Annotated in this window: 26 protein-coding genes; 12 read left to right on the top strand and 14 right to left on the bottom strand. The window is 73.2% G+C overall.

Annotation, left to right across the window (positions count from 1 at the left end; translation table 11 throughout):
* Positions 1–27: 27 nt before the first annotated feature.
* The 3 genes from ACX9MN_RS21210 to ACX9MN_RS21200 are packed head-to-tail and all read right to left on the bottom strand — an operon-like array spanning position 28 to position 1,900.
* Positions 28–468 carry a hypothetical protein gene (locus ACX9MN_RS21210; protein ID WP_489725340.1) on the bottom strand — a complete coding sequence of 147 codons (441 nt, stop codon included), beginning with the start codon at positions 466–468 and terminating at the stop codon, positions 28–30.
* Between the two features lie 37 nt (positions 469–505).
* Positions 506–1,480, bottom strand: a complete 975-nt coding sequence (locus ACX9MN_RS21205; RefSeq protein WP_489725339.1) for a copper chaperone PCu(A)C domain-containing protein — start codon at positions 1,478–1,480, stop codon at positions 506–508.
* Between the two features lie 42 nt (positions 1,481–1,522).
* Positions 1,523–1,900, bottom strand: coding sequence for a hypothetical protein (locus tag ACX9MN_RS21200; protein ID WP_489725338.1), 378 nt, complete (start codon positions 1,898–1,900; stop codon positions 1,523–1,525).
* A 229-nt stretch (positions 1,901–2,129) separates the two neighbouring features.
* On the opposite strand from ACX9MN_RS21200, the gene ACX9MN_RS21195 reads away from it, so the two are divergent.
* Positions 2,130–3,428, top strand: coding sequence for a L,D-transpeptidase family protein (locus ACX9MN_RS21195; protein WP_020090677.1), 1,299 nt, complete (start codon positions 2,130–2,132; stop codon positions 3,426–3,428).
* Between the two features lie 215 nt (positions 3,429–3,643).
* The gene (locus ACX9MN_RS21190; protein WP_489725337.1) at positions 3,644–5,317 is read left to right on the top strand and encodes a calcineurin-like phosphoesterase C-terminal domain-containing protein; all 1,674 of its coding nucleotides are present in this window, start codon (positions 3,644–3,646) and stop codon (positions 5,315–5,317) included.
* Positions 5,318–5,350: 33 nt separating this feature from the next.
* Here the strand turns inward: ACX9MN_RS21190 and ACX9MN_RS21185 are convergent, their stop codons facing one another.
* Positions 5,351–5,929 (bottom strand): type 1 glutamine amidotransferase domain-containing protein, encoded by a 579-nt coding sequence (locus ACX9MN_RS21185; protein WP_489725336.1) that lies wholly within the window; start codon positions 5,927–5,929, stop codon positions 5,351–5,353.
* A gap of 166 nt (positions 5,930–6,095) precedes the next feature.
* Between ACX9MN_RS21185 and ACX9MN_RS21180 the strand changes: the two genes are divergently transcribed.
* Positions 6,096–6,299 carry a hypothetical protein gene (locus ACX9MN_RS21180; RefSeq protein ID WP_012322267.1) on the top strand — a complete coding sequence of 68 codons (204 nt, stop codon included), beginning with the start codon at positions 6,096–6,098 and terminating at the stop codon, positions 6,297–6,299.
* Positions 6,300–6,329: 30 nt separating this feature from the next.
* On the opposite strand, the gene ACX9MN_RS21175 is transcribed toward ACX9MN_RS21180, so the two are convergent.
* Entirely contained in the window at positions 6,330–6,719 is a 390-nt protein-coding gene (locus ACX9MN_RS21175; RefSeq protein ID WP_020090673.1) for a hypothetical protein, read from the bottom strand.
* Between the two features lie 317 nt (positions 6,720–7,036).
* Here ACX9MN_RS21175 and ACX9MN_RS21170 point away from each other — a divergent pair, with 317 nt between their 5' ends.
* Positions 7,037–7,246 carry a cold-shock protein gene (locus ACX9MN_RS21170; protein ID WP_012322269.1) on the top strand — a complete coding sequence of 70 codons (210 nt, stop codon included), beginning with the start codon at positions 7,037–7,039 and terminating at the stop codon, positions 7,244–7,246.
* Between the two features lie 216 nt (positions 7,247–7,462).
* A complete protein-coding gene (locus ACX9MN_RS21165) occupies positions 7,463–7,699 on the top strand; it encodes an AsnC family transcriptional regulator (protein ID WP_091679178.1) in 237 nt (78 codons plus the stop codon).
* 33 nt (positions 7,700–7,732) lie between these two features.
* Here the strand turns inward: ACX9MN_RS21165 and ACX9MN_RS21160 are convergent, their stop codons facing one another.
* Positions 7,733–8,548 carry an inositol monophosphatase family protein gene (locus tag ACX9MN_RS21160; RefSeq protein WP_489725335.1) on the bottom strand — a complete coding sequence of 272 codons (816 nt, stop codon included), beginning with the start codon at positions 8,546–8,548 and terminating at the stop codon, positions 7,733–7,735.
* 420 nt (positions 8,549–8,968) lie between these two features.
* On the opposite strand from ACX9MN_RS21160, the gene ACX9MN_RS21155 reads away from it, so the two are divergent.
* Entirely contained in the window at positions 8,969–9,424 is a 456-nt protein-coding gene (locus ACX9MN_RS21155; RefSeq protein ID WP_020090670.1) for a DUF6101 family protein, read from the top strand.
* A gap of 15 nt (positions 9,425–9,439) precedes the next feature.
* Here the strand turns inward: ACX9MN_RS21155 and ubiA are convergent, their stop codons facing one another.
* On the bottom strand, positions 9,440–10,387 hold the full coding sequence (gene ubiA, locus ACX9MN_RS21150; RefSeq protein ID WP_020090669.1) for a 4-hydroxybenzoate octaprenyltransferase: 948 nt from the start codon (positions 10,385–10,387) through the stop codon (positions 9,440–9,442).
* A gap of 88 nt (positions 10,388–10,475) precedes the next feature.
* The gene (locus ACX9MN_RS21145) at positions 10,476–10,955 is read right to left on the bottom strand and encodes a hypothetical protein (protein ID WP_020090668.1); all 480 of its coding nucleotides are present in this window, start codon (positions 10,953–10,955) and stop codon (positions 10,476–10,478) included.
* A gap of 220 nt (positions 10,956–11,175) precedes the next feature.
* Here ACX9MN_RS21145 and ACX9MN_RS21140 point away from each other — a divergent pair, with 220 nt between their 5' ends.
* The 5 genes from ACX9MN_RS21140 to ACX9MN_RS21120 all read left to right on the top strand — a co-directional run bounded on the left by ACX9MN_RS21140 (position 11,176) and on the right by ACX9MN_RS21120 (position 14,990).
* Positions 11,176–11,928: a 16S rRNA (uracil(1498)-N(3))-methyltransferase gene (locus ACX9MN_RS21140; RefSeq protein ID WP_056531698.1), complete on the top strand. Its 753-nt coding sequence runs from the start codon at positions 11,176–11,178 to the stop codon at positions 11,926–11,928.
* A 293-nt stretch (positions 11,929–12,221) separates the two neighbouring features.
* Positions 12,222–13,589, top strand: a complete 1,368-nt coding sequence (locus tag ACX9MN_RS21135; protein WP_447680925.1) for a glutamate--cysteine ligase — start codon at positions 12,222–12,224, stop codon at positions 13,587–13,589.
* Positions 13,590–13,687: 98 nt separating this feature from the next.
* Positions 13,688–14,029, top strand: a complete 342-nt coding sequence (locus ACX9MN_RS21130) for a hypothetical protein (RefSeq protein WP_489725334.1) — start codon at positions 13,688–13,690, stop codon at positions 14,027–14,029.
* Between the two features lie 78 nt (positions 14,030–14,107).
* On the top strand, positions 14,108–14,377 hold the full coding sequence (locus tag ACX9MN_RS21125; protein ID WP_489725333.1) for a sulfurtransferase TusA family protein: 270 nt from the start codon (positions 14,108–14,110) through the stop codon (positions 14,375–14,377).
* Between the two features lie 37 nt (positions 14,378–14,414).
* Positions 14,415–14,990, top strand: a complete 576-nt coding sequence (locus ACX9MN_RS21120; protein WP_012322279.1) for an NUDIX domain-containing protein — start codon at positions 14,415–14,417, stop codon at positions 14,988–14,990.
* A 1-nt stretch (position 14,991) separates the two neighbouring features.
* Here ACX9MN_RS21120 and ACX9MN_RS21115 read toward each other — a convergent pair whose 3' ends face one another.
* The 6 genes from ACX9MN_RS21115 to ACX9MN_RS21090 form a co-directional block, all read right to left on the bottom strand.
* Complete coding sequence (locus ACX9MN_RS21115; protein ID WP_091925421.1) at positions 14,992–15,855, bottom strand: WecB/TagA/CpsF family glycosyltransferase; 864 nt, start codon at positions 15,853–15,855, stop codon at positions 14,992–14,994.
* Positions 15,848–17,323 carry a GumC family protein gene (locus ACX9MN_RS21110; RefSeq protein ID WP_020090661.1) on the bottom strand — a complete coding sequence of 492 codons (1,476 nt, stop codon included), beginning with the start codon at positions 17,321–17,323 and terminating at the stop codon, positions 15,848–15,850. Before ACX9MN_RS21110 ends, ACX9MN_RS21115 begins: the two co-directional genes overlap by 8 nt.
* Before the next feature lie 280 nt (positions 17,324–17,603).
* Positions 17,604–18,779, bottom strand: a complete 1,176-nt coding sequence (locus ACX9MN_RS21105; RefSeq protein ID WP_489725332.1) for a glycosyltransferase — start codon at positions 18,777–18,779, stop codon at positions 17,604–17,606.
* Positions 18,776–20,752 carry a glycosyltransferase gene (locus tag ACX9MN_RS21100; RefSeq protein WP_489725331.1) on the bottom strand — a complete coding sequence of 659 codons (1,977 nt, stop codon included), beginning with the start codon at positions 20,750–20,752 and terminating at the stop codon, positions 18,776–18,778. The genes ACX9MN_RS21105 and ACX9MN_RS21100 overlap by 4 nt, the downstream gene beginning before the upstream one ends.
* An 86-nt stretch (positions 20,753–20,838) precedes the next feature.
* Complete coding sequence (gene selD / locus ACX9MN_RS21095) at positions 20,839–21,885, bottom strand: selenide, water dikinase SelD (RefSeq protein ID WP_020090658.1); 1,047 nt, start codon at positions 21,883–21,885, stop codon at positions 20,839–20,841.
* A 40-nt stretch (positions 21,886–21,925) separates the two neighbouring features.
* Positions 21,926–22,645 carry a cytochrome c biogenesis CcdA family protein gene (locus tag ACX9MN_RS21090; protein WP_489725330.1) on the bottom strand — a complete coding sequence of 240 codons (720 nt, stop codon included), beginning with the start codon at positions 22,643–22,645 and terminating at the stop codon, positions 21,926–21,928.
* A gap of 208 nt (positions 22,646–22,853) precedes the next feature.
* Here ACX9MN_RS21090 and ACX9MN_RS21085 point away from each other — a divergent pair, with 208 nt between their 5' ends.
* The gene (locus ACX9MN_RS21085) at positions 22,854–23,363 is read left to right on the top strand and encodes a metallophosphoesterase (RefSeq protein ID WP_056531711.1); all 510 of its coding nucleotides are present in this window, start codon (positions 22,854–22,856) and stop codon (positions 23,361–23,363) included.
* Positions 23,364–23,472: the final 109 nt, after the last annotated feature.

Here is a 23,472-nt window from a genome sequence, read left to right as displayed (position 1 = left end):
TGGCGATCGGGAAGGCGGGGCGATCGGTCAGACGACGGGCGGGGCGCGGGCTCCGAGGCCGGGACGCGGGGGCGCCCGCGGGAGGGCGACGCGCCGCGGCCGGGGGGCGGCGGCCGCGACGGGTCGGGCGACCGGGACGGCGGCGACGGCCGACGGCCCGGGCAGGGTGGCGGGGCCGGCCGCGTGGCAGGCGACGCAGCAATCCCCGCGATGAGGGGCCGGCAGCTGTTTGCCGGCCGGTGCCGGATCGGTCGGGCCGCCGTCGGCGAGGCAGAGGACGTGGTCCGGCCCCGCGGCGGCGGAGGCCAGGCCGCCGAGGACGCCCTGGAGCGCCAGGGCGTAGAGGGCGAGGAGCGCCACGATCCGGGCGAGCGCGCGCGCCGGCCGCGCGGGGGCGACCCGAAGGTCCGCGCCGCCGCGACGGCCGGGCGCCGCGGCGGCCCGGCCTCGTGGATCTGCTCGCGTCACGACTGTCGCCCGGCGGCCGAAGCTCCGTCCCGGGCGGCTAGTGCTGGTGCTGGTGCTGGCCGCCCGGTGCGCCCGCGCCGATCGGCGCCACCGTAAAGGTCACCGGCACGGCGCCGGCCCGCTGGAAGGTGAGCGTCCCCGCGACGGTCTCGCCCGCCTTCGGCGCGCCGGTCAGGTCCTCGAACATGAGGTGATAGCCGCCGGGCTTCAGCTCCACGGTCTCGCCGGGCTTGATGGTCAGGCCGTTCGTGACCGGCGCCATCTTCATGACGCCGCCCTCCATCGACATGGAGTGGATGTCGCTGCTCTTGGCGAACGGCACCGTGGCGCCCGTGAGCGTGTCCGGGGCGCTCCCCGTGTTGGTGATGCGCACGTACCCGCCGGCGACCTTGGCGCCGTTCGGCGTGGCGCGCAGCCACGGCGTCTCGATCGTCAGGTCACCGGCCTTCACGGTCGTCGCGGCCGCGGCCGTCCCCGCGGCCGGCGCGCCGCCCGCCTGGGCGACCTGGACGATCCGGAAGGACGGCGCGGCCGCCTTCAGGTCGTGGGCGTCCTGACCGGCCTTGGGGATCTCCGACCAGGAATAGCTGCCCTCCGCGCAATCCTGCTGGACCGGGACGTAGACGGTCGCGCCGGGCTCGAAGGTGCCGGCGACCTGCGCCAGGAAGGTGAACTCGTCGACCTGATCGTCCGGAAGGGAGCCGCCGCTCCACGTGATCGATGTCACGCCCTCCGCGGCCGTGCCGTGATGGGTCGCGTAGGTCTTGGCGTAGGGTCCGCGCGTCGTCGCGAGGGTCCAGCCGGGTTTCGGCATCGGCTTGGCGCCGATCAGGCCCTCCGGGATGGTGACGCTCACGCGGGTCGTCGGCTTGCCGTTGCAGCCGTGCATGATCTGGACGACGCCGCGATACGAGGCGCCGGGGGCTGCCTGCTTGCGTTCCAGCACCGCGTGGGCCTGCGCCGCGGAGGCGAGCAGTGCGAGGCCGAGGGCGGCCGAGACAAGGGTCTTCATGGGAATACATCCGTCCTGAGGGATCCGAGAGGTGGTGATCGCTCAGGCGGTCGGCGGCCCCCTCGGGGACGCGATGGTGCCGGGCGGCGCGCGGGCGCCGACGCTCCGGTTGAGGGGCCAGGCCGGCCGCAGGTCCGCGGTCGCGACCCATCGGAAGCCGACGGACGGGGGGCGCGGCGGGAGCGCCGGGCCGGTGGCCTGGGCCGCCGTGCAGCAATCGCCGTGGTCGTGGGGGACGGGCGCGCCCGATGGAGCGGACGCGTCGGCATGCTGCGCGCAGAGGCCGTCGGTCGCCGCCGGCATCGGCATCAGGCCGCCGAGAAAAGCCTGGAGCAGCAGGGCGTAGAGCGCCAGCAGGGCGACGACGGCCCGCAGGGCCGGCCCGACACGTCGATCCGAAAGGGCCTCGCCCGAATCCATGCTGCTCCCGCGCGCCGTCCGAACCGGACCGCTATGGCATCCCTGCCACACCGGCGCGATGATGGCTGTTGCCAGGGTGCCGCAGACGGACGCCGCGTGCGCTGCCGCACGGCGATGCCACATTCCGGCCCCTTCGATAGGGAGTCTTAACGCCATCCCGACACCGTGGCGCCCGAGACAATCCGCTCCCGTCACGACCTGACGAACCCCGGACCAGAGCCAGCGACCGATGCGCAAGAAGGCACAAAACCGGTTCCCCGCGATCCTCGGCGTCGCCGCCCTCGGCGCGCTCGGCATCGGCGGCGCCCAAGCCCGCGATCAGGGCAACTATGCCCAGGCCGAGTGGGCGCAGGACTACGCCTCACCCGCCGGCATGCAGGTGCAGCGCGAGACGGTGCCGATCCTCTCGCCCCAGACCGTGACGTCCACCGAGCAGATGGTGGAGCGCTACAAGGACATCGTCGCCCGCGGTGGCTGGCGGCAGGTGTCCGGCGCCGACCACCTGCGGATCGGCTCGCGCGGCCCGGCCGTGGCGGCCATCCGCCAGCGCCTGATCGTCACCGGCGACCTCGATCCGGCCGCGGGCGGCTCGGGCGTGTACGATTCATACGTCGCCGCGGGCGTGAAGCGGTTCCAGGCCCGGCACGGCCTCAGCCAGACCGGCGCGATGACGATGGCGACCCAGCAGGCCATGAACGTGCCCGCCGACGTGCGCCTGCGCCAGCTCGAGATCAACGTCGTGCGCCTGCGCTCCTACTCGGGCGATCTCGGCCGGCGCTTCGTGATCACCAACATCCCGGCCGCGCTCGTCGAGACGGTCGAGAACGGTCAGGTCGTCACACTCCACGCCGCCGGCGTGGGCAAGATCGACCGCCAGTCGCCGATCATGAACACCAAGGCGACGCAGATCAATTTCAACCCGACCTGGACGGTCCCGGCTTCCATCGTGAAGAAGGACCTGATCCCGAAGATGCAGAAGGATCCGAACTACCTCACGGACAACAAGATCCGGATCCTGTCGAACGGGTCCGAGGTCTCGCCGAAGTCGGTGAACTGGTTCTCGGACGAGGGCACCCGCTACACCTACCGGCAGGATTCGGGCGCCGACTTCAACTCGATGGGCATCGTCCGCATCAACATCCCGAATCCCTACGGCGTGTTCATGCACGACACGAACACCAAGGGCGTGTTCGGCGACGATTTCCGCTTCATCTCCTCGGGCTGCGTGCGCGTGCAGAACGTGCGCGAGTACATCACGTGGCTGCTGAAGGACACGCCCGGATGGGACCGTCAGAAGGTCGAGGAGGCGATCGAGAGCGGCAAGCGCATCGACGCCAACATCTCCCAGCCGGTGCCGGTCTACTGGACCTACATCACCGCCTGGTCGACCCCGGACGGCATCGTCCAGTTCCGCGACGACATCTACAAGCGTGACGGCGTGAACGTGCCCTCGACCATCGGCGCGCCGACCCCGGTCGCCAGCGCCGAGCCGATGCCGCAGACCTTCGAGCCCGGCGACGAGGAGTAGTCGGACCCGCGGGCGCCGGCCGCTCCCGGCGACGCCCGCCCGTCGAACCCGATCCGAGGCCCGCACCTCTGCCGAGGCGCGGGCCTCGCGCGTTCGGGGCCGCGCCTGTCATCTGGAGGTCAAACGCGTCTGATTGGCCGCGCAGGCAGCGTCCCGGATGCCGGTTGCCGGCCTCCCGCGGGACGCCGCGCCGCGAAGCCGTGCAGGAGCCATCGATGTCGCGCGACACCCAGCCCGGAGGCCTGACCCGCCGGAGCACCATGGCGGGCGCCGCCGCCCTCGGCCTCGTCGCGGGCCGGGCCGGCGCGCAGGAAGCCGCCGAGGCCACCGAGGCCGCCGAGGCCACCGGGATCGTCTCCGCGCGCGACGCGGCCGGCGGGGAGCCGGTCCCGCTGCCGGGCGTGCTGGTGTCCAACGGTCGCGAGATCGCGCGGACCGACGAGCGGGGTCGATACCGCCTGCCGATGCCGGGCGACGGCGCGGTCTTCGTCATCAAGCCGCCGGGCTACGCCCTGCCGCGCGACGCCGACAACGTGCCGCGCCACTCCTACATCCACCAGCCCGGGGGCACGCCCGCCGAGCTGGGCCTGCGCTATCGCGGCCTCGCGCCCACCGGGCCGCTCCCGGCCTCGATCGACTTCACCCTGACCCGGGCGGACGAGCCGGACGACTTCGACGTCGTGCTGTTCACCGATCCCCAGCCCGAGAGCCGGTTCGAACTCGACCACGTGCGCGACACCGCGGTCACCCGCGCCATGGCGATCCCGGCCGCCTTCGGCCTGACCACAGGCGACGTGCTGTTCGACGATCTCTCGCTCTACGGCCGGTCCAACCGGATCGTCGGGCGGATCGGCCTGCCCTGGTACAGCCTGCCGGGCAACCACGACCTCAACATGCAGGCGCCGGACGCGCGCTACAGCCGCGAGACCTGGAAGCGGGTGTTCGGCGCGCCGACCTACGCGTTCCGGCACGGCCGGGCGTGGTTCGTGATGCTCGACAACGTCGAGTGGCTCGGGCCGCCGGTGCCGGTGGGCGCCAACACCTACCGGGGCCGAATCGGCGACCGCGGCCTGGCCTTCCTGCGCAACCTCCTGGCCGAGATCCCGCGGGACGACCTGATCGTGCTGGCCATGCACATCCCCCTGCACACCGAGACCGGCCCCGAAGAGCCCCGCACCCACACCACGGACCGCGCCGCGCTCCTCGACCTGCTCGCCGGCCGCAAGGTGCTGAGCCTCGCCGGCCACACACACACGACCGAGCACCACTACCTCGCCGACGGCCACCACCATCACGTGCTCACCGCCGTCTCGGGCTCGTGGTGGAGCGGTCCCGACACCCGCACGGGCATCCCCTCGGCCGACAGCCGCGACGGCACGCCGAACGGGTTCCACGTCCTGTCGATCCGCGGCGCCGACTACACGACGCGCTACGTCGCCGCGCAGGGGCAGCCGGACGAGACCATGCGGATCCTGTTCGAGAGCGAGCTGCGGGCCGGCGCGCCCGAGGTGGTGCGCTGGACCCGGCCGGTTCAGGGGCTGCGGCCGCCGGTGCCGCAGGACGCGCTTGCCGACACGACCCTGGTGGTGAACGTGTTCGACGGCGGCCCGCGCACGCGCCTCGCGTTCCGGGTCGGGGACGCACCGCCCCGGCCGATGGCGCGCACCCGCCGCCCCGACCCGTTCGTCACCGAGCTCTACGAGCGCTACCCGGAGACGAAGAAGAGCTGGGTGAAGGCGGTGCCCTCGACCCATATCTGGACGGCGCGGCTCCCGGACGACCTCGCCCCCGGCGCCCACCGGGTGACCGTGGAGGGCGCGGACGAGTACGGCCGCCCGATCCGCGGCTGCACGGTGCTGGAAGTCACCGGCGAGCGCGGCCGCGGCTGAGCGGGGGCGCCGGTCGTCCGGCGCCCGCGCAGGTCACGCCGCCAGCTGGCGGGCGCCGTGGCCGCCCTCTTGGATCTCCTCGACGATCTTCGCGCAGAAGGCGTCGAGGTCGCCCGGGTTGCGGCTCGTGACGATGCCGTGGTCGGTCACGACGTCCTTGTCGTGCCAGCGGCCGCCGGCATTGATCACGTCGGTCCGGATCGAGCTGAACGAGGTCAGGTCGCGGCCCTTGGCCGCGCCGGTCTCGATCAGCAGCCACGGGGCGTGGCAGATCGCGGCCACGACCTTGCCGGAGGTCAGGAAGCTCCTGATCAGGGCGAGGGCCTGGGGCTCGAGCCGGAGCTTGTCCGGGTTGATCTGGCCGCCCGGGAGGACGAGGGCGTCGTAGGATGCCGGGTCGACCTGCTCCAGGTCGGTGTCGACCGCGACCTCCCGGCCCCAGTCGGTCTTGTCCCAGCCGCGGATCGTGCCCTTGCTCTGGCGCGATTGCGGGGCGGTGACGGTCACCGCGGCGCCGGCCTCGGCCAGCTTGGCCTGCGGGACGGTCAGCTCGCTCTCCTCGAAACCGTCGGTGGCGAGGATCAGGATCTTGGCGTGGCGGATGTCGGGCATGGCGGTCTCCGGTCGGGGGATCTGCCCGGCTAACGGAGGCTCGTGCCGCCCGTTCCCGCGGCCCTCCGCCGCCCGGCCGCGTCCGGGAGCGGACCCCGGACCGGTGATCGGAACCCCCGGGGAAGGCGGCCCGTTGGTCCCCATCCCAACCATCAGGAGTCGCGTCATGGCCAATCCCGGCCTTCCCGAGCCCACGCCCGGCGACCTGCCGCCGCCCCCGCCGACGCCCGAAGAGGAGCCCGATATCGGCCCGACCGGCCCGCGCACGCCCTATCCGGTGAACGATCCGGGGATCGGCGAACCCGGCGGTCCGGGCTCCGAGCCGGACATCTTCCCCGGCACGCCGACAGATCCCGGGACGCGCATGTGACGGCGCCCGCGACGGCGGTGCGCCCGGCCGTCAGTGACCGCCGTGCGAGGTCCGCACGTCGCGCGGGGCATTGAGGATCTCGGAGAGGCTCGTCACGACGTGGCGGGCCTCTTCGTCCGTCAGGCGGAGCTGGAACGGCGGCAGGGCGCCGGCCTGCAGGGCGACCACCGCCTGGCCCTCGTCGTCGGTACCGACCTCGATGGCCGACGACGTCACGTCGAGCATGGCGACCTCCTCGTCGCCCATCTCGTCGGCCATGTCGGGCTCGTCCGTATCGTCGATCGCCGTGAGGAGTTGCCCGACGGCGCGCACCAGCGCCCGGGCGGCGCGGGCATCCATCACCACCGCCGTCGCCTGATCGTCCTTCTGGAAGGAGAGCTGGATGTTCGCACCGTCCAGCGAGACCGAGATGCCTGCCATGTATCGTCCAGAGCCACGCGCCTTAACTGCTTGAGCGCATTCCGTATATGCATCGTGAATGCCCGGAATCACAGGGGGCGGTGCCGCTCGGCCCCCTCCCGATCCCGGCCTGCGACGCAGATGATACGCCGCCCATGCCTTGTTGCGGCCGCAGCCTACGCCTAAATACGTCCTCGGGGGGCTTATCCACCGAGGCTGACGCTGTTCAAGGTTCAGCGACTCGCGCCCCGCCGCACTGGCCAAATCCAGAAAGACCGTGGTGCATCACGCGGCCCTCGTGCCGCGCGGATGGCCTATGGACGAACGAGGTACACTACGTGAATACCGGCACTGTGAAGTGGTTCAATGAGACCAAGGGCTACGGTTTCATCCAGCCCGACGACGGCGGCAAGGACGTGTTCGTCCACATCTCGGCCGTCGAGCGCGCCGGGATGCGCAACCTGATCGAAGGCCAGCGGATCGCTTACGAGATCCTCACGGACAAGCGTAGCGGCAAGGACGCCGCCGGCAACCTGCAGGCGGCCTGACCGTCGCGGGTTCCGAGGCGCTTCCCGCGCCCTCAGTGCGCCGAAGTGTGCAACTGAGGATTGCGGGTGGCGCATGAAGCGGCCGCCAGACGCGGTTCCCCCTTCCGACGCTGCCTGCCCGGGCGAGACTGCCCGGGTTCCGGTCGCGTCGGAGGCAATATCCCAGAAACGACGCCGGGCGCAGCCAACGTCCGGTCCAGAAAAGAAAAGACAGTGATGTTATTCGAGTATACACGGCGCCGCGGCGTCCGTTCCCCCGTCACCGATGCCCCGACCTTCCGGGTCGGCAAGCTGGCGCGGGCCAAGACCGCGGACCAGACCGGGGCCGATCTCAGCGACCTGATCGACCGGTCCTACAACTACCACTCTCCGCGTGAACTGCACTGGCATCTCGCCGAGCGTCTCGGGCTCGCGCCCGCCGCGGTGAAGATCCGCGAGACCGCGACGGCCTGAGGCCGCTCGCCGCGGACACGCGGGGCCTCGGCCTCAGCGGTCCCAGGCGGCGAGCACCGGGTCGCGCAGACCCACCGGCGCGGCGAGCAACTCGCCGTGCACCGGGTCAGCGCGATTGTACGGCGTCGCAGCCCCGGAGAAATCGCAGACCACGCCGCCCGCCTCGCGCAGAACGAGGTCGGCGGCGGCCAGGTCCCAGTCGCGGGCATTCCCGGAAATCATCCCGATATCGACCGTCCCGTCCGCCACGCGGGCGAGCCTCAGGGCGAGGGACGGGATCCGCGCGATCACCTCGAAATCCGGGTCCGCTCCGGCGCCCCGGGCCAGGCGGTCGAGCATCGGCTTCGGGCCGGTGACGCGGGCGCCGGGCAGGCTCTGCCTGGTATCGACGCGGATCGCTTCACCGTTCCGCGTCGCGCCGCGCCCGCGCACGGCCTCGTAATCCGCGTCGCCCACCGGCGCGTGGACGAAGCCGATCAGCGGCTCGCCGCCCGACAGGAGCGCCACCGCGATCGACCAGTCCGGATGGCCTGACAGGAACGCCCGCGTCCCGTCGATCGGATCGACGATCCACACGAGGTCGTGGCCGAGGCGCGCCGGGTCGTCGGCGGTCTCCTCCGACAGCCATGCCGCCCGCGGCACGAGGGCGCTCAGACGCACCTTCAGGAAGGCATCGACCGCGACGTCCGCCTCGGTCACAGGCGAGCCGCCGGCCTTCGACCAGATGCGGGCCGAAGTCTGCCCGCCGAGCCTGAAGAACGGCCGCGCGATGTCGGCGGCCTCGCGCATCACGGCGCGCAACTCTGGCATCAGGGCGGATACGGCATCGTCGGTGAGAGGCTCTGGCATCGCGCTCCGCGTGGAATCCGTGCGGCCCGCGAGGGCCCCGCCGGCCCGCCCGTCCGACGGGCGGACGTCCGGGCCCGCTTGGGCTCACCCGGTCGGGCTGAGAAGACCCGGCGCGGAGGATCGCGCGCCCGGTCGCCCCGTTGTACGGCGGCGCCCGCAGCGCCACAAGGATGCTGGTTGATCGATCGATAACGACCGATCTGCGCAAGGAAATGTTGAGCATTCAAGGAAGCATTGAGCATTCCGCAAATGACAGCGCTGTCCAGATTCGCTTAACGACGGCTCTTAAGCGGTGCGGAGGAGTTCGGGTGCGATTTTGCTTGGCATAACGGACGGCCCGACAGGGGTCGCCACTTGCTCCAGGGACTCGGACCGATGAACACTTCCCCGGCCACGGACAAAAGCCACGCAGGACACCCGATGCACGGTGCCGACACCGCGCCCCGCTTCGTCGCTTCGCCGCTGCCGGTGATCGGCCGCACCCCCGGCGCGCGCCGGGCCGTCGGGATCGCGCTCGCCTACGCCACCGAGGACGCCGAGATCGTGGGCGCCGACCGGTTCAGCCTGATCCTCGTCGACGAAGAAGGCGACGTGCTGCAGCGCCTCGGCAGCTTCGAGGAGGACGATGTGGTCGCGTTGTGGCGCGACATCGCGGCGCGGGCGGGCCTCGTGCGGATGATCGTCCGGGAGGACGGCCTCCTCGTCCCGGTCTCCCAGCAGATCGGCCGGCTGATTCTCGGTCAGGTCCGCATCCGTCGCCGCCACGCTGGTCTCGGCCGCCGTCGCCCGCGCTTCCTGGCCCGCCGCAAGACCGGCCGGCTCCCCGCGCGCCCGCAGATCTTCCGCGGCGAGAACGAGATCATCGCCCGCACCTGAGGGCGCCGACGGCCCTTAGAACAAGTTGCGCAGCAGCGCGTCGGCGGTGAGGCCGACGAACAGGATCAGGCCCGCATCCCGGTTCGACCGGAACAGCGTGAGAGCCCCGCGCCCGTCGCGCTCGCGCAGCGACAGGACCTGCCAGGCGAGGTGCCCGGCGAAGGCGGCGACCCCCAGATACCCGACGAGCCCCGCTCCGGCCCCGCGCGCGGCCAGCACCACGAACAGAGCGGCCAGCGCGTAGCAGAGCCCGACGGCGAGCCGCACGTGCCGGCCGAACAGGCGGGCCGAGGAGCGGATCCCCGCGATCTCGTCGTCCTCGATATCCTGCACCGCGTAGATCGTGTCGTAGCCGATCACCCAGCACAGGGCGCCCGCGTAGAGCAGGAGCGCCGGCGGATCGAGGCGGGCGAACACCGCGGCCCAGCCCATCAGAGCCCCCCAGGCGAAGGCCAGTCCCAGGATCGCCTGCGGCAGAGGCATGACCCGTTTCATGAACGGGTAGATCGCCACCGGCAGCAGCGAGCAGAGACCGATGATCACCGCCTCCGCGTTGAACTGCAGCAGGACGGCCAGCCCGATCAGGGCCTGGATCACCAGGAACAGGGCGGCGTGGCGCGGCCGCACCTGGCCCGAGGGCAGGGGGCGCAGGCGCGTGCGCTCGACCTGCGCGTCGAGGTCGCGGTCGGCGATGTCGTTGTAGGTCGAGCCCGCCCCGCGCATCGCCACGGCGCCGATCAGGAAGAGCAGGCAGTGCCAGGGGTCGGGAAAGGCCTGGTCCGCGGCGATCGCCGCCAGGGCGGCCGACCACCAGCAGGGCAGGAGGAGGAGCCACCAGCCGATCGGCCGGTCGATCCGGGCCAGGCGCAGGTACGGGCGCCAGGGCCGGGGCGCCCGCCGGTCGACCCAGTGCCCGGAGACCGCGTCGGCCGGCCGCCCGTCGTCAAACACCGTGCCGTTCATCGGTCGGATCTCCGGTCGTCCCGCACGTGAGTCCCCCGCCGCTGCCGAGGGGGGACCCGCGCCGGATCCGCGATCCTCTCAGACGATCTCAGAGAGCGCCCTGCGGCAGCTTGAAGCTTCCGGTCAAGCCCGGGCCGCCGAGCAGCCCGCCGCCGCCGCCACCCGCCTGGGCCTGCGCCTGGGCGCGGGCCTGCGCCTCCATCTTGGTCGCCTGGGCGGCGACGCTGCAGATCTTGGTGCGGATGCCGCTGACCTTCACGTGGTCGGCCTTGAAGCCCTCGGCGAAGGAATCGGGGATCGAGCACCATTCCTTGTTGGCGGCGATCCACTTGATGCCCTCCGCGCCGTTGGACTGGAGCTTCCCGAACAGGGCGCAGGCCTCCTGCGGGGTCATCTTCTTCTTGGACTGCGATGCCGCATTGGCGCGGCCGACCAGAGCCTTGCGCTCGGCCAGGGTCTTCTGGATGGCACCGCATTCCGGTGCCGCGCTCTGCGCGAACGCCGCCGTCCCGAACAGGACGGTGCCGACCAGCACCGCCGCCCCCAGCTTCAGACTCCCCTTCGCCATTCCGCGACTCCCTCGACGCCCCTGCCGAATCCGCGAGCGGCCGGCTCTCTTCCGTTCCGTTGGGTTCGCCATAGGATTGTGGCGTCATTCGAGCGGCAAACCGGCTGCGCCATGCACCAGTGGACTGGCTGCCGAAAACCGGGGCTCGTAACCATTCGGCAACACTTTCGGTCGCGGTCCCCGCGTTGACAGGCCCGCCGGCCCGCGCGACCACGCCGCCATGCCGGCCTATGACTTCACCGCTCCGCGCCTCCACGTCGCGGCCGATCTCGCGGCGGGGGTGATTCTGCCCCTCGACCGGGCTCAGGCGAACTACCTGCTCAACGTGCTGCGCCGGGGACCGGACGATCCGGTCCTGGTCTTCAACGGCCGCCACGGCGAGTGGCGCGCCCATCTGGTCCAGACCGGGCGCAAGGGCGCCGACCTGCACGTCGCCGCGCAGACGCGTCCGCAGCCCGCGGGCGCCGACCTTCACTACCTGTTCGCCCCGCTGAAGAGCGCGCGCCTCGACTATCTCGCGCAGAAGGCGGTGGAGATGGGGGCCGGGACGATCCGACCGGTCATCACCCGGTTCACGCAGGGCGATCGCGTCAACATGGACCGGCTGCGGGCCAACGCGGTCGAGGCCGCCGAGCAGTGCGGGATCCTGGCGATTCCCGATTGTCCGGAGCCCGAGCGCCTGCCGGCCGCTCTCGCGGGCCTCGCGCCCGGGCGGCTCCTCGTGTTCTGCGACGAGGACGCGCCCGTGCGCGACCCGGTGGCGGCCCTGCGGGCGGCCGGCGACCCGCTGGCGCCCCCTCCGCTCGCCGTGCTGGTCGGTCCCGAAGGCGGCTTCTCCGAGGAGGAGCGGGCGCTGATCCGGGCGCGGCCGAACACCGTGGCGCTCTCCCTGGGGCCGCGCATCCTGCGGGCCGACACCGCCGCCGTCGCCGTGCTGACGCTGGTGCAGGCGGTGCTCGGCGACGCGCGCTGACGCGCGCTGCCCCGATCCATGTGTGCCCGCGCACATGGAAGGACCGCGCCGGTCGATTGTTTCCCCGGATCAGACGTGAAGCGGCGCGCCGGTCGAGACCGCCGCGTTGTGGGTTCACGGCGGCTCGATTATGTCCCGGATCGGACGCCGCCTGCGCCGCGTGCTCATCGGGGTCGGGGGCGGGTGTCCGCCCGGATCCCGCTCGCGAGAGCGGGTTTGTACCGGGTGGATCCGTCGGAGCAGTCCGGCGCGCCCGTTCCCAGGCACAAGTCAGACGCACGGGCAGGCAGCGCATGGCGCGCGACAGCAACGACACCACGCCGCTCACCACGCGCGCCGAACTGATCGAATGGTTCGCGGCGGGCGAGAAGCCGCGCGCGCGCTTCGCGATCGGCACCGAGCACGAGAAGATCCCGTTCTATCGGGAGACCCGGGCGCCGGTCCCCTACGAGGGGGACCGCGGCATCCGGGCGCTCCTGGATGGACTCGCCCGTGAGACCGGCTGGGAGCCGATCCTCGATCTCGGCAACATCATCGGCCTGTCGGCGGAGGCGGGCGGCGCGATCTCGATCGAGCCCGGCGGCCAGTTCGAGCTGTCCGGCGCGGCGCTCCCCGACGTGCACGCCACGGCGGCGGAACTCGCCACGCACCTCGCCGCCACGAAGCGGGTGGCCGATCCCCTGGGCATCGGCTTCCTGACGCTGGGCATGAGCCCGAAATGGCGCCGGGACGAGACCCCGGTCATGCCCAAGAGCCGCTACCGGATCATGGCCGGCTACATGCCGAAGGTCGGGTCCCTCGGTCTCGACATGATGCTGCGCACCGCCACCGTGCAGGTGAATCTCGACTTCGCCTCCGAGGCCGACATGGTGCGCAAGATGCGCGCGTCCCTGGCGCTGCAGCCGGTCGCGACCGCGCTCTTCGCCAACTCGCCCTTCACCGACGGCCGGCCGAACGGCTTCCTGTCGCGCCGGTCCGAGATCTGGCGCGACACGGACGCCCACCGGACCGGGATGCTGCCCTTCGCTTTCGACGCGGGGTTCGGCTACGAGGCCTACGTCGACTGGCTGCTCGACATGCCGATGTACTTCGTCAAGCGGGGCGACACCTACCACGACGTGTCGGGCGCCTCGTTCCGCGACCTGATGGCCGGCAAGCTCCCGCAGCTGCCGGGCGAGTTCGCCACGGTCTCGGACTGGGCCAACCACGCCTCCACGGCCTTCCCCGAGGTGCGGCTCAAGCGCTTCCTGGAGATGCGCGGCGCCGATGTCGGCGGCCCCGGCATGATCGCCGCCCAGGCCGCCTTCTGGACCGGTCTCCTCTACGACGACTCGGCCCTCGACGCGGCCCTCGACCTCGTGAAGGGGTGGAGCCTCGCCAACCGCGAGGCCGCGCGCGCCACGGCGCCGCGCCTGGGGCTCGCGACGCCGGTGGCCAATACCACGCTCGGGGCCGTCGCCGCCGAGGCCCTGGCGATCGCCCGCGCGGGCCTCCGGGCGCGGGGCCGCCGCGACGCCGAGGGCCGGGACGAGGTGATCTACCTGCAGCCGCTCGAGGCCGTCGTCGCGGCCGGGCGGACGCGGGCCGAGGATCTCCTCGCCGACTACGAGGGTCGCTGGGGCGCCTGCGTGCGTCCGGCCTTCACGGAATGCGTCTTCTAGCACCCGGCTGAACGGCTCACGCCGGCCGCGCGAATCGCCGTTGGAACGTGCTAATGGAACGTTTCGACAGGGCGCGACGCCCGGGGAGAGGCCGCATCATGATCCGCATCATCGCCGTCATCCTCGCCGGTATGGCTTCCGTTCCGGTGGCCTCGAGCACGGCGCGAGCGGCCGACCTGGCGCGGTCGGAAGGCGCTGGGCCGGCCCCGGGGCGCTGGCATCACGGGGCCGGCGGCCGGATCGCCGGCACCGTGGCGGCGCGGGGGCGGCCGCAGTACAGCTACTACGGCGAGTACGGCTATCCCGCGCCGTTCGGCTACGGTTACGCCTACGCGCCGGTCCCGAGCCGCGGCTTCGAGTACGGCTACAACGGTCCCCGCTATGTCTGGACGGCGCCGGACAGCTATTCCGGACCCGCCTTCGGCTATCACGTGTGGTGAGGACGCCGCTGGCGCCGGGCCGCCGCGGTGCCTAAGACCGCCGGGGCCGGCATCCGCGCCGGTTCGGGAGCTTCCGGCGTGCGGGATGAGGATCCGGACTGCGTCGACCTCGACCTGAGCGGCCTGAAATGCCCGCTCCCGGTCCTGCGCACCCGGAAGGCGCTGCGCGGCCTCGCCGCCGGCCGGACGCTGGTGGTGACCTGCACCGACCCCTTGGCCGCCCTCGACATCCCCAACCTCGTGCGCGAGGAGGGCGCCCGCCTCGACGCCGCCGAGCGTCTGGACGGGCCGCCCGCGGGGCGCCTGCGCTTCCGCATCACCGTGTCCGCAAGGCCGCCGCATTCCTGAACGATCCGTCGGGCTCCAGGAGCAGGGCGAGATCGGAATGGCACCACGGATCGGGGGCGTGCGCCTCGTACATGACGGTTGGGCGCGCTACCTCGTCGCCGAGGTGATGCAGGAGGACGGGAGCCGCATCACCCGGGAGATGGAGGATCACGGGCGGGCGGTCGCGGTGCTCCCCTACGATCCCGACCGGCGGGTCGCCACGCTCGTCTCGCAGTTCCGGGCGCCGGTCCTCTACTCGGGCGGGCCGCCGAGCCACATCGAGGTGCCGGCCGGCCTCCTCGACGAGGGCGCCTCCGAGGACGAGGCGCGGCGCGAGGCGATGGAGGAGACGGGCCTGCGCCTCAGCGCCCTCGACTTCGTCGCCAGTGCCTGGTCGATGCCGGGGATCTCCACGGAGCGGATGGACCTGTTCCTCGCCGCCTACGGCGAGGCCGACCGGACCGGCACCGGCGGCGGTCTCGCCGCCGAGGGCGAGGCCGTGGCGGTCCACGAGATCCCGCTGCCGGAACTGGCCGCCATGGGCCGCCGCGGCGCGATCACCGACATGAAGTCGCTGACGCTGCTCTTCGCGCTCCAATTGCGGCGGCCGGACCTGTTCGCGGAGCGGCGCTGAGTCAGCCGGCGCGCCGCCGGAACCGGTCGCGCGCGGCGAGGCCGATGAAGCGCCACGACTTGATGAAGTAGCGCCGGAACAGCCGGCGCGGCGCCTGCAGGAACCGGTAGATCCACTCGAGGCCGAGGCGCTGCATCAGCCGCGGGGCGCGCGGCAGGAACCCGGCGGCGACGTTGAGGGCGTCGCCGACGCAGAAGACCACCGGCTCGCCGAGCGTCTGGCCGTGGCGATCCACCCAGATCTCGGATTTGGGCGCGCCGACGCCCATCACCAGCAGCGTCGTCCCGTGGGCGCGGATCCGCTCCGCCAGGGCGCGGCTGTAGGCCGCGTCGTGCTCGAAGCCGAAGGGTGGCACGGCGCTCGCCACGGCGCCGGGCGGAAGGCCCGCCGCCTGCAGCCGGGTCGCCAGCGCGTCCGCCGCGTCCTGTCGGGCGGAGACGAAGAAGACCCGCCGCGCGAAGGCCGGCGGGTCGGCCAGGACGCAGCCCAGGAGGTCGTGGCCGGTGATCCGGTGAACGGGCTGGGCGCACGCCTTCCGGGCCAGCCAGACCAGCGGCATCCCGTCGAGGGTCCGGGCCGCGGCGCGCGCGTAGGCCTCGCGGAACGGCGCGTTCTCGCTGAGCTGGACGATGTGATCGACGTTCGCCGTCACGATCATGCGCGGGCGGCCGTCACGCCGGGCCGCGACGTCGGCTACGAGGGTCGCGGCGGGACCGGTGTGAAACCGGTAGCCGAAGAGTTCGACGGTCGCGCCCGTCTGCGGCGATCCGGACGCCGCGGGGGCCGGGGCGCTCACCGTGTGTGCCTCCCCGAGGACCGGATCCATAGCGCCCAGGTAGAGGCTGATCTCGCCGATGTCACGCATCGGCGGCCCGGAAGCTCGCGGCCGGCCGGGTGGCGGCGCGCAGGCTGCGGCGACGGTCGCTGTCGGCGCCGAGCAGCAGGGCGATGCCGCCGCCGAGCAGCAGGCCGAGGACCAGCGCCACCGGCAGGACGATCTTGGGGGAGGGCGGGAAGGTCCGCTGGCGCGCCGGGACCGCCGCCGAGATGATCCGGACGTTGGTGGTGTTGAGCCGCTCCTGCTCGCTCGCCTCGCGGGCGCGCTTCAGATAGGCCTCGTAGATGCCGCGGCGGGCGTCGAGGGTCCGCTCCAGCTCGCGCAGGCCGACATAGGCCCGGTCGCTGGACGCGGTCTCGTTCTTCACCCGGTCGAGATTGGCCCGGATCGCGGCCTCGCTCGCGGCGGCGCGGTCGTAATCCTTCTGGGTCGTCTCGATGATCCGCTCCTTCTCGCGCTGGATCAGGCGCTGCAGGTCACGCTGCTGGGCGTACTGCTCGGCCATGGCCGGGTGGCGCTCGCCGAGGCGGGTGGCGAGCTCCGCGGTGTTGCGGGACAGCGTGGCGTATTGCTGCCGCAGGGCCTGCATCTCCAGGCTCTGCAGCATTTCGGGCAGAGCGGTGCTGGGATCCGACGACCGCATCCGGCGTGCCTGATCGAGGCGCGACTTGGCCTCCGCGGTCTTGATGGAGGCGGTGACGAGCTGCTGGTTCAGGTCGCCGAGCTGCTGGTCGGTGAGCAGGCGGCCGCTGGCAGCCACGAGCTTGTGATCCTCGCGGTAGCGCACCACGGCGCTCTCGGCCTGCTCGACGTCGCGCTTGAGGCTGTTGAGCCGCCCCGCCAGGGCGTCGGAGGCGCGCCGCGCGGTCTCGGTCCGGGCCGCGGCCTCCTCGGCGAAGTAGGCGTCGCCGACGGCGTTGGCGATGCGGGCGGCCTTCTCGGGATCGCGCGACTGAACGGAGACGTCGATCACGAAGGTCCGCTCGGCCCGCCGGACAGTGAGCCGGTTCTGCAGCGTGTCGAGGGCCGTGAAGACCGGGTCGCGGCTCGCCGGCGGGGGCAGCATGCCCAGCGCGCCCTTGATCCAGGTGAGGGTCGGATTGTTGCCGTCCGGCAGCACGAACTCGTCGTCCTGGTCGAGGTGGAGCTTGGCGATCACCCGGCGCAGGACGCTGTCGGACTGGATCACCCGCACCTGGCTCTCGGCGATCGACACGCCGCTGTCGGCCTGGGGCTGGCGCGCGTTCACGTCGTTCTCGACGACGCGCAGGTCGCTCGGATCCACCAGGATCTGGATGCTCGACGTGTAGCGGGGCGGGATCAGGCCGAGGAGCGCCACCGCGACGGCGACCATGAACAGGCCGCCCAGCACGATGAAGCCGCTGCCGCGCCACAGCCGCCGCAGGATCACGCGGCCGTCCGTCGGCGGTGCGACCTGCGGCAGCACCATCCGCACGGGCCGTTCGCCGCTCATCCGCGTCGAGAAGTCGAACATACGCCTCGCTCCCTGACCTGCCTCGGCGGAGACCGCCGCCCGTCACCCGCCCCGTCGCCCGTTCCCTTTGTGACCAGCTCCGTGCCGATCTGGAACAGGTGCCCGCCCGAGGCGCTGCCTTCTTCGGGAGCCCAGCAATCAACATACCGGACCAGTAGTGTCGCCCCGATGCGGCACTTGCTTCAGGAAGCTGGCAGATATCGCTTACAGATGCAGTCCTGACTGTCACGACAATCGAGCATGAAAAGTTCCCGATTTGTTGGGGACTACGCAGGCCGCCTCAGGCGGTGCCCGCGTGTGCGACAATTGACTCCAGCGCATCGTAAGCCGCGGGATCGCCGGCCAGGAAGCGCCGGAAGCGCGCGCCGTCCTCGGCCGCGATCGCGTTCCAGCGCGCGACGTTGGCCCGACTCATTCCGGCGGCGCGGGGCAGGGCGCCGTCGCGGATCCAGCTGGCGAGGGCGCCCGCGGCCGCGTCGGGCTCCTCCGGCCGGATCAGCAGGGCCGACGCCCCCAGGACCTCCCGGAACACCGGGTCGTCCGGCGCCACCACCGGAAGGCCGCCGTGCTGGACCTCCAGCAGCGGCAGGCCGAGGCCCTCCGCCTTGGAGGTGGAGACCAGCAGGTGGCACGACCCCGCGAGGGCGCGCAGCTCGGCGTCGGCGAGGTACCCGTGGCGGTGCAGGAACGGCGGCGGTGCGTCCAGGAAGGCGTGCTGTCCCCAGCCGACCCGGCCGACGAGGTGGAGCTCCGCCGGGATACCGGCACGGATGAGCGCCGCCGTCAGCGCGAGGGTCGCCGGATAGTTCTTGCGCGGCTCGATGGTGCCGATGGCGAGGATGCGCAGCGGCCGGCCCGGCGCGTAGGCAGCCGGTCCCGGCAGGTGCGCGAGCCCGAAGGCGTCGCGGACGGGGGGGCGCAGCAGGGCGACGCGGGCGCGTCGGGCGCAGAGCACGCGCACGTCCGCCCCGGTGGTGCGGCTGTTAACGAACAGGTTCGGGCACCAGCGCAGGGCCAGGGCGAAGCTGGGGCTCATGTAGAGCCGGCTGCGCAGGCTCAGATCCTCCGTCCGCGTGAGCAGGAAGGTGTCGTGGACGTAGAGCAGGCAGCGCGACGCCGCGACGGCGCAGAGCGGCCCGGGCGGGAAGCCCGGGAACAGGAACAGGGCGTCCCGATCCATCAGCGCCCGCGCCGGCAGGCCGAGCTGCTGCGCGGCGACCATGCCGGGCAGGGAGCCCGCGGTCACCGGCCGCACCGCGTGCGGGGCGAGCCGGTCCGGGGCGAACAGGTCGAGGGTGACTCGCTCGATCCCCGTCACGTGGGCGCGCAGATGGGTCTGATCGAGGTAGATCCGTCGCCGAGTCGGCGCCGCCCGCGCGCCGCCCGCATTGTCGCCGGCCACGTCGCCGGCCACGTCGCCGGCCGCGTCGCCGGCCCTGTCGTCGCGGGCCGTCACGTCTGGCTCCGGCGCAGCGCGCCGGCGAGGTAGAGGCACCGGCGCACGAGGAGCGGCATCCGACGCCCGAAGACCATCTGCTTGGCCCGCCGCAGCCGGCGCACGAGCGGGCGCGAGACCGCCGGGACGGTGCCGGCCGCGCCCGCCCGCAGGTCCGCCGCGAAGGGGAAGTGCCCGAGCATCCCGGGGGCGAAGCGCGGGCCCGTCGGCGCGCTCGGCAGACCGTGACGCCGGAAGACCGCGTCCAGCGACAGCGCGGAGGCGGCCGGGCTGTAGCGGCTCTCCAGGGCGATGCGCGCGAAGGCGCCGAGCCGCGCGCGCGCCTCGCTGTCGCCGACCAGCGCCGCCAGCGCCTCGGCGAGGGCGCCTGGCCGCACCGGTACGAGGCGGCCCGACACGCCGTCGATCACGGCCGAGGTCAGGCCGGAGGTGCGGTAGGCGAGCGTCGGCACCCCGCACAGGCCGGCCTCGATCGGCGTCTGCCCGAGGGTCTCGTGACGGCTGGCGGTGACGTGGAGGTCGCAGGCCCCGTACCACGCGGCCAGGAGCGCCTCGTCGGCGATGAGGCCGGGCGCGTACAGGTTCGCGACGCCGAGCCGGGCCGGGTCGTCGAGCCGGCCGACCGCCACCACGCCAACGCCCGGGCCCGCTACGGCCTGGAGCGCGGCCCTGAGGTCGGCGAAGCCCTTGTCGGGCCCGTCGACGATGACCGAGGAGACGAGGATCAGGACGTCGTCGGCCGGCAGGCCGAGCGTGCCGCGCAGCGCCGCGCGATCGCCGGGCCGGAACACGGCGGTCGGGAAGGCCAGCCGCACGGGCTCGATCACGCTGCCGGGCGGGGCGAGTTCGCGCGCCCGCGCCAGCGTCCAGTCGGAATTGGCCAGCAGCCAGGGCGCGGAGGGTCGCGTCGGGGATCCGGGCGCGGCGCCGGCGAGCACCGCGCGCTTGCGCTCGTGCATCCCGGCGATCCGGCCGGGCGCCAGCTCCGGGTACTCGTCCGGGCCGGGGCAGGCGGCATCGCAGCCGGAGGCGGCGCGCCCGCAGTCGCGGGGGTGGGCGCACCGGCCCGTCAGGGGGAAGAGGTCGTGCAGCACGAGGCCGACCGGACCGCGCCGCGCCAGGCGGCCGACGACGTCGAGGCTGCGGGTGGCGCCGTGCAGGTTGCCGGCGAGGACGAGATCGGGGGCGGCCGCCGCGACCGCGGCCTCCGCCTGCGGGAAGTCGTCGCGCCACTCGGCGGCCTCCGGGCGTCCGCTCAGCGTCACCTCCGCGACCCGGTGGCCCGCGAGGGTCAGCGCCTCGGCGAGGCGGCGCTGGGCCACGCCCGCGCCCCCGCGGGTTCCGGTCCCGGTCAGCGACACGATCGACAGGCCGGCGGCGGGCGGGGGCGGCGGCGCGTCGAGCCTGTGGAGCATGATCGGGCGGCCGATCAGGCTCCGCCGATCGGCGGGGATCGCCGACCAGGCGGAGGCGGCGTCGAGCGTCCCGTCGGCGTCGATGATCGCGTGCGCGAGGGCGTCCCGCCGCCAGAGGATCCCGCCGTCCGCGGCCCCGGGGCCGTCGAGGCCGCGGACGGCGTCGTCGAACAGGACGCGCAGCCCCGCCACCGCGTCGGCGCCGGTGAGCGCGGCCTCCAGCGCCAGGGCGGTCAGCGCACCGGGCGCGAGCAGGTCGCCGGCGCGGAGCCAGAACAGGTGCTCCGGATCGGAAGCCGACAGGATGCGCGCCGCCGCGGCGCGGCCGGCCGCCGGGTCGAGCAGGTCGTGCCGCAGTTCCGGGTAGCCCTGGCGCAGGACCGACGCGACGGTCTCGGCGAGCGCGGCACCCGCGCCGGCCACCGTGACGACGCGGATCCGCGGCCACGGACGCCCGTCGGGGAGCGACGCGGGACGGGCCGGCGCGCCGGCGCTGCGCCCGAACGGCCAGCCGGCGACGCCGTGGGCGGGCGGTGACATGTCTGCGGCGTCGGTCACGGCGGCTCTGGCGGCGGCTCGGGTCTCGTGCGGGGCGGCAGAGTGGACGGGAAGGTTGAAGATTGCCTCTCGGGGCGGGCGGCCCGTCAGGCCGCCACGCGGATCCGCGCCGGGCCGGCCTCGATCCGGCCGATCCGGGCCGCCGCCGGGTAGCCGGCCGCCCGGATGCGCGCCAGGATCGCGTCGGCCCGGTCGGCCGAGCAGGTCACCAGCAGCCCGCCCGAGGTCTGCGGATCGGTCAGGAGATGGCGGCGCCACTCGGGGAAGTCGGCCGGCAGGTCCACGGCCTCGCCGAACGCCGCCCAGTTGCGGTGCGAGGCGCCGGTGACCGCGCCCGCGCGCGCCAGCGCCTCCGCCTGCGGCAGCAGGGGAAGGGCGTCGGCCTCGAGGGTGAGCGTGAGGCCGGCGCCGCGGGCGATCTCCAGGCCGTGCCCCAGGATGCCGAATCCGGTCACGTCGGTCAGGGCGTGCACGGCGGGCTCGGCGGCGAGATCGGTCCCGATCCGGTTAAGCAGCGTCGTGGTCGCGATGAAGTCGCGGTAGCCGGCCTCGTCGAGGGTCGCCCGCTTGATCGCCGCCGAGTAGACCCCGACCCCGAGGGCCTTGGTGAGCAGGACGGCGTCCCCGGCCACCGCGTCGGCGTTGCGCCGCACCGCCTCGCGGCGGCAGGTCCCGATCACCGCCAGACCGTAGATCGGCTCCGGCGCGTCGATCGAGTGGCCGCCCGCCACCGGGATGCCGGCCGCGGCGCATTGCTCCGCGCCCCCGCGCAGGATCCGCGCGACCACCTCGGGGTCGATCTTGCCGAGCGGCATCCCGAGGATCGCCAGCGCGAACAGCGGCCGGCCGCCCATGGCGTAGACGTCCGAGATGGCGTTCGTCGCGGCGATCCGGCCGAAATCGACGGGGTCGTCGACCATCGGGGTGAAGAAGTCCGTGGTGGCGATGAGGCAGGTGCCGTCCTCCAGCTCCCACACCGCCGCGTCGTCCGCGGTCTCGTTGCCGACGAGGAGCCGCTCGAACGGGCCCGCCGCCGGCTGCTGGGCGAGGAGCTGGCGCAGGGTGGCCGGGTCGAGCTTGCAGCCGCAGCCGCCTCCGTGGGCGAGACTGGTCAGGCGGGGGGCATCGCTCATGGCCGAACTCCGTTCCGGATAACCTGGGGGCCTCGCGCGGTCAGTAGCGCGTCGTCAGCGCGTTGAGCCAGTCCGGCGAGGCCGCGACGGCCGCGGCCTCGACCCGCTTGTCGAGCCCCGTTAGCACCAGCAGGCCGAGCACGACCATCACGGCGCCGAGCGCGGCCTTCGTGGCCCGGCCGGCCGCGGCGAGGCCGCCGCGCCAGCGCAGCAGCGCCTCGCGGGAGACGAGGCCCAGGAGCATCAGCGGGGCCGCGGCGCCGATCCCGAAGGCCAGCATGGTCAGGGCGACGCCCCCGAGATGCTCGCCCCGCGCCGCCATGAGCGAGGCCGCCCCCAGGGTCGGTCCCACGCAGGGGCTCCAGGCCGCGCCGAGCAGCAGGCCCACGGCGAACTGGCCGGGCAATCCCCCGGTGCCGACGCCGCCGAAGCGATCCTCCACCCAGGCGCCGACCGGGCCGGCCGCCGTCGCGACCCGGGCCTGGAGCCGCGGCAGCATCAGCACGACGCCCAGGAGCACCAGGAGCACCGCGCCGGTGCGCCGGAACACGTCGCCGTCGAGCCCGACGGTGAAGCCGATCGTCGCGACGAACAGCCCGATGGCCGTGAAGGCGATGGCGAGGCCGGCCGCCAGAGCCACCGGACCCAGGCGATGCTCGGCCGCCGCCGTGCCGAGCACGATGGGGATCAGCGGCAGCACGCAGGGCGAGAGCACCGAGAGCAGGCCGGCCAGGAAGGCGAACCCCACCGTTCCCAGCATGCCCTGTGCCCCTCCGCTCGCGCCTCGCCCGACGAGGCTTCGACCCTGGCGCGCGGGCCGTCAACGCGCCAGGCGGACGCGGGCCGGCGGGAACAACGCGGCCGCGTGCCGCTTTCGGCGGCAGTCCGGCGGCGTTGCCGGGCGAGGCGCCGAGGAAGGCGTCGAGGAAGGCGTCCAGGAAGGCGCTGAGGCGAGGCGGAGCGGACCGGTGACCATCTTCTTCACGGGCGACACGCATTTCGGCGATCCGCGGGCGCTGCGCTTCGACCACCGGCCCTACCCGGACCTCGAGGCCCACGATGCCGGCCTGATCGCGGCCTGGAACGCGACGGTCGCGCCCGGCGACACGGTCTGGCACCTCGGCGATTTCGCCCTCGGCCCGAGCGGTGACCGGATCCGCGCGATCCTCGCCGGACTGAACGGCGAGAAGCACCTGATCGCCGGCAACAACGACGGGCCGGACACGCTCACGGCGCCCGGCTGGGCGTCGGTCCGGCACTACGCGGAACTCGCCGTCGAGGGGCGGATGGTGGTGCTCTGCCACTACGCGTTCCGTACCTGGAACGGCATGAGCCGGGGCGCGCTGAACCTCCACGGCCACAGCCACGGGAAGCTCAAGCCGATGCCGAAGCAGTACGATGTCGGCGTCGATCCGATGGGTGCGGCCCCCGTGCCACTCTCCGCAATCCTGACCTCCCGACTGCGCCGGAAGCGGTGATTCGGGGCGGAACTTTCACGTCAGCTTCACTGTTTCAGCGGACAGAGAAGGAGTGGACCTGAGCCGCTCCGAGAAGCCCGGCAGGACCGCCCGCGGATCTGCCATCACA

It is taken from the genome of Methylobacterium sp. 1A (assembly GCF_058072805.1).
The sequence above is the reverse complement of the archived record's forward strand: the minus strand, read 5'-3'. Positions and strand labels throughout refer to the sequence as shown.

Bases quoted from the DNA above. Each gene is read 5' to 3' on its own strand.
- ACX9MN_RS21090 (WP_489725330.1), bottom strand. From the start codon at position 22,645: ATGCTGGGAACGGTGGGGTTCGCCTTCCTGGCCGGCCTGCTCTCGGTG.
- ACX9MN_RS21175 (WP_020090673.1), bottom strand. From the start codon at position 6,719: ATGGCAGGCATCTCGGTCTCGCTGGACGGTGCGAACATCCAGCTCTCC.
- ACX9MN_RS21200 (WP_489725338.1), bottom strand. From the start codon at position 1,900: ATGGATTCGGGCGAGGCCCTTTCGGATCGACGTGTCGGGCCGGCCCTG.
- ACX9MN_RS21115 (WP_091925421.1), bottom strand. From the start codon at position 15,855: ATGCGTGACATCGGCGAGATCAGCCTCTACCTGGGCGCTATGGATCCG.
- ACX9MN_RS21120 (WP_012322279.1), top strand. From the start codon at position 14,415: ATGGCACCACGGATCGGGGGCGTGCGCCTCGTACATGACGGTTGGGCG.
- ACX9MN_RS21165 (WP_091679178.1), top strand. From the start codon at position 7,463: ATGTTATTCGAGTATACACGGCGCCGCGGCGTCCGTTCCCCCGTCACC.
- ACX9MN_RS21185 (WP_489725336.1), bottom strand. From the start codon at position 5,929: ATGCCCGACATCCGCCACGCCAAGATCCTGATCCTCGCCACCGACGGT.
- ACX9MN_RS21195 (WP_020090677.1), top strand. From the start codon at position 2,130: ATGCGCAAGAAGGCACAAAACCGGTTCCCCGCGATCCTCGGCGTCGCC.
- selD (WP_020090658.1), bottom strand. From the start codon at position 21,885: ATGAGCGATGCCCCCCGCCTGACCAGTCTCGCCCACGGAGGCGGCTGC.
- ACX9MN_RS21110 (WP_020090661.1), bottom strand. From the start codon at position 17,323: ATGTTCGACTTCTCGACGCGGATGAGCGGCGAACGGCCCGTGCGGATG.
- ACX9MN_RS21160 (WP_489725335.1), bottom strand. From the start codon at position 8,548: ATGCCAGAGCCTCTCACCGACGATGCCGTATCCGCCCTGATGCCAGAG.
- ubiA (WP_020090669.1), bottom strand. From the start codon at position 10,387: ATGAACGGCACGGTGTTTGACGACGGGCGGCCGGCCGACGCGGTCTCC.
- ACX9MN_RS21140 (WP_056531698.1), top strand. From the start codon at position 11,176: ATGCCGGCCTATGACTTCACCGCTCCGCGCCTCCACGTCGCGGCCGAT.
- ACX9MN_RS21190 (WP_489725337.1), top strand. From the start codon at position 3,644: ATGTCGCGCGACACCCAGCCCGGAGGCCTGACCCGCCGGAGCACCATG.
- ACX9MN_RS21130 (WP_489725334.1), top strand. From the start codon at position 13,688: ATGATCCGCATCATCGCCGTCATCCTCGCCGGTATGGCTTCCGTTCCG.
- ACX9MN_RS21155 (WP_020090670.1), top strand. From the start codon at position 8,969: ATGCACGGTGCCGACACCGCGCCCCGCTTCGTCGCTTCGCCGCTGCCG.
- ACX9MN_RS21145 (WP_020090668.1), bottom strand. From the start codon at position 10,955: ATGGCGAAGGGGAGTCTGAAGCTGGGGGCGGCGGTGCTGGTCGGCACC.
- ACX9MN_RS21180 (WP_012322267.1), top strand. From the start codon at position 6,096: ATGGCCAATCCCGGCCTTCCCGAGCCCACGCCCGGCGACCTGCCGCCG.
- ACX9MN_RS21205 (WP_489725339.1), bottom strand. From the start codon at position 1,480: ATGAAGACCCTTGTCTCGGCCGCCCTCGGCCTCGCACTGCTCGCCTCC.
- ACX9MN_RS21135 (WP_447680925.1), top strand. From the start codon at position 12,222: ATGGCGCGCGACAGCAACGACACCACGCCGCTCACCACGCGCGCCGAA.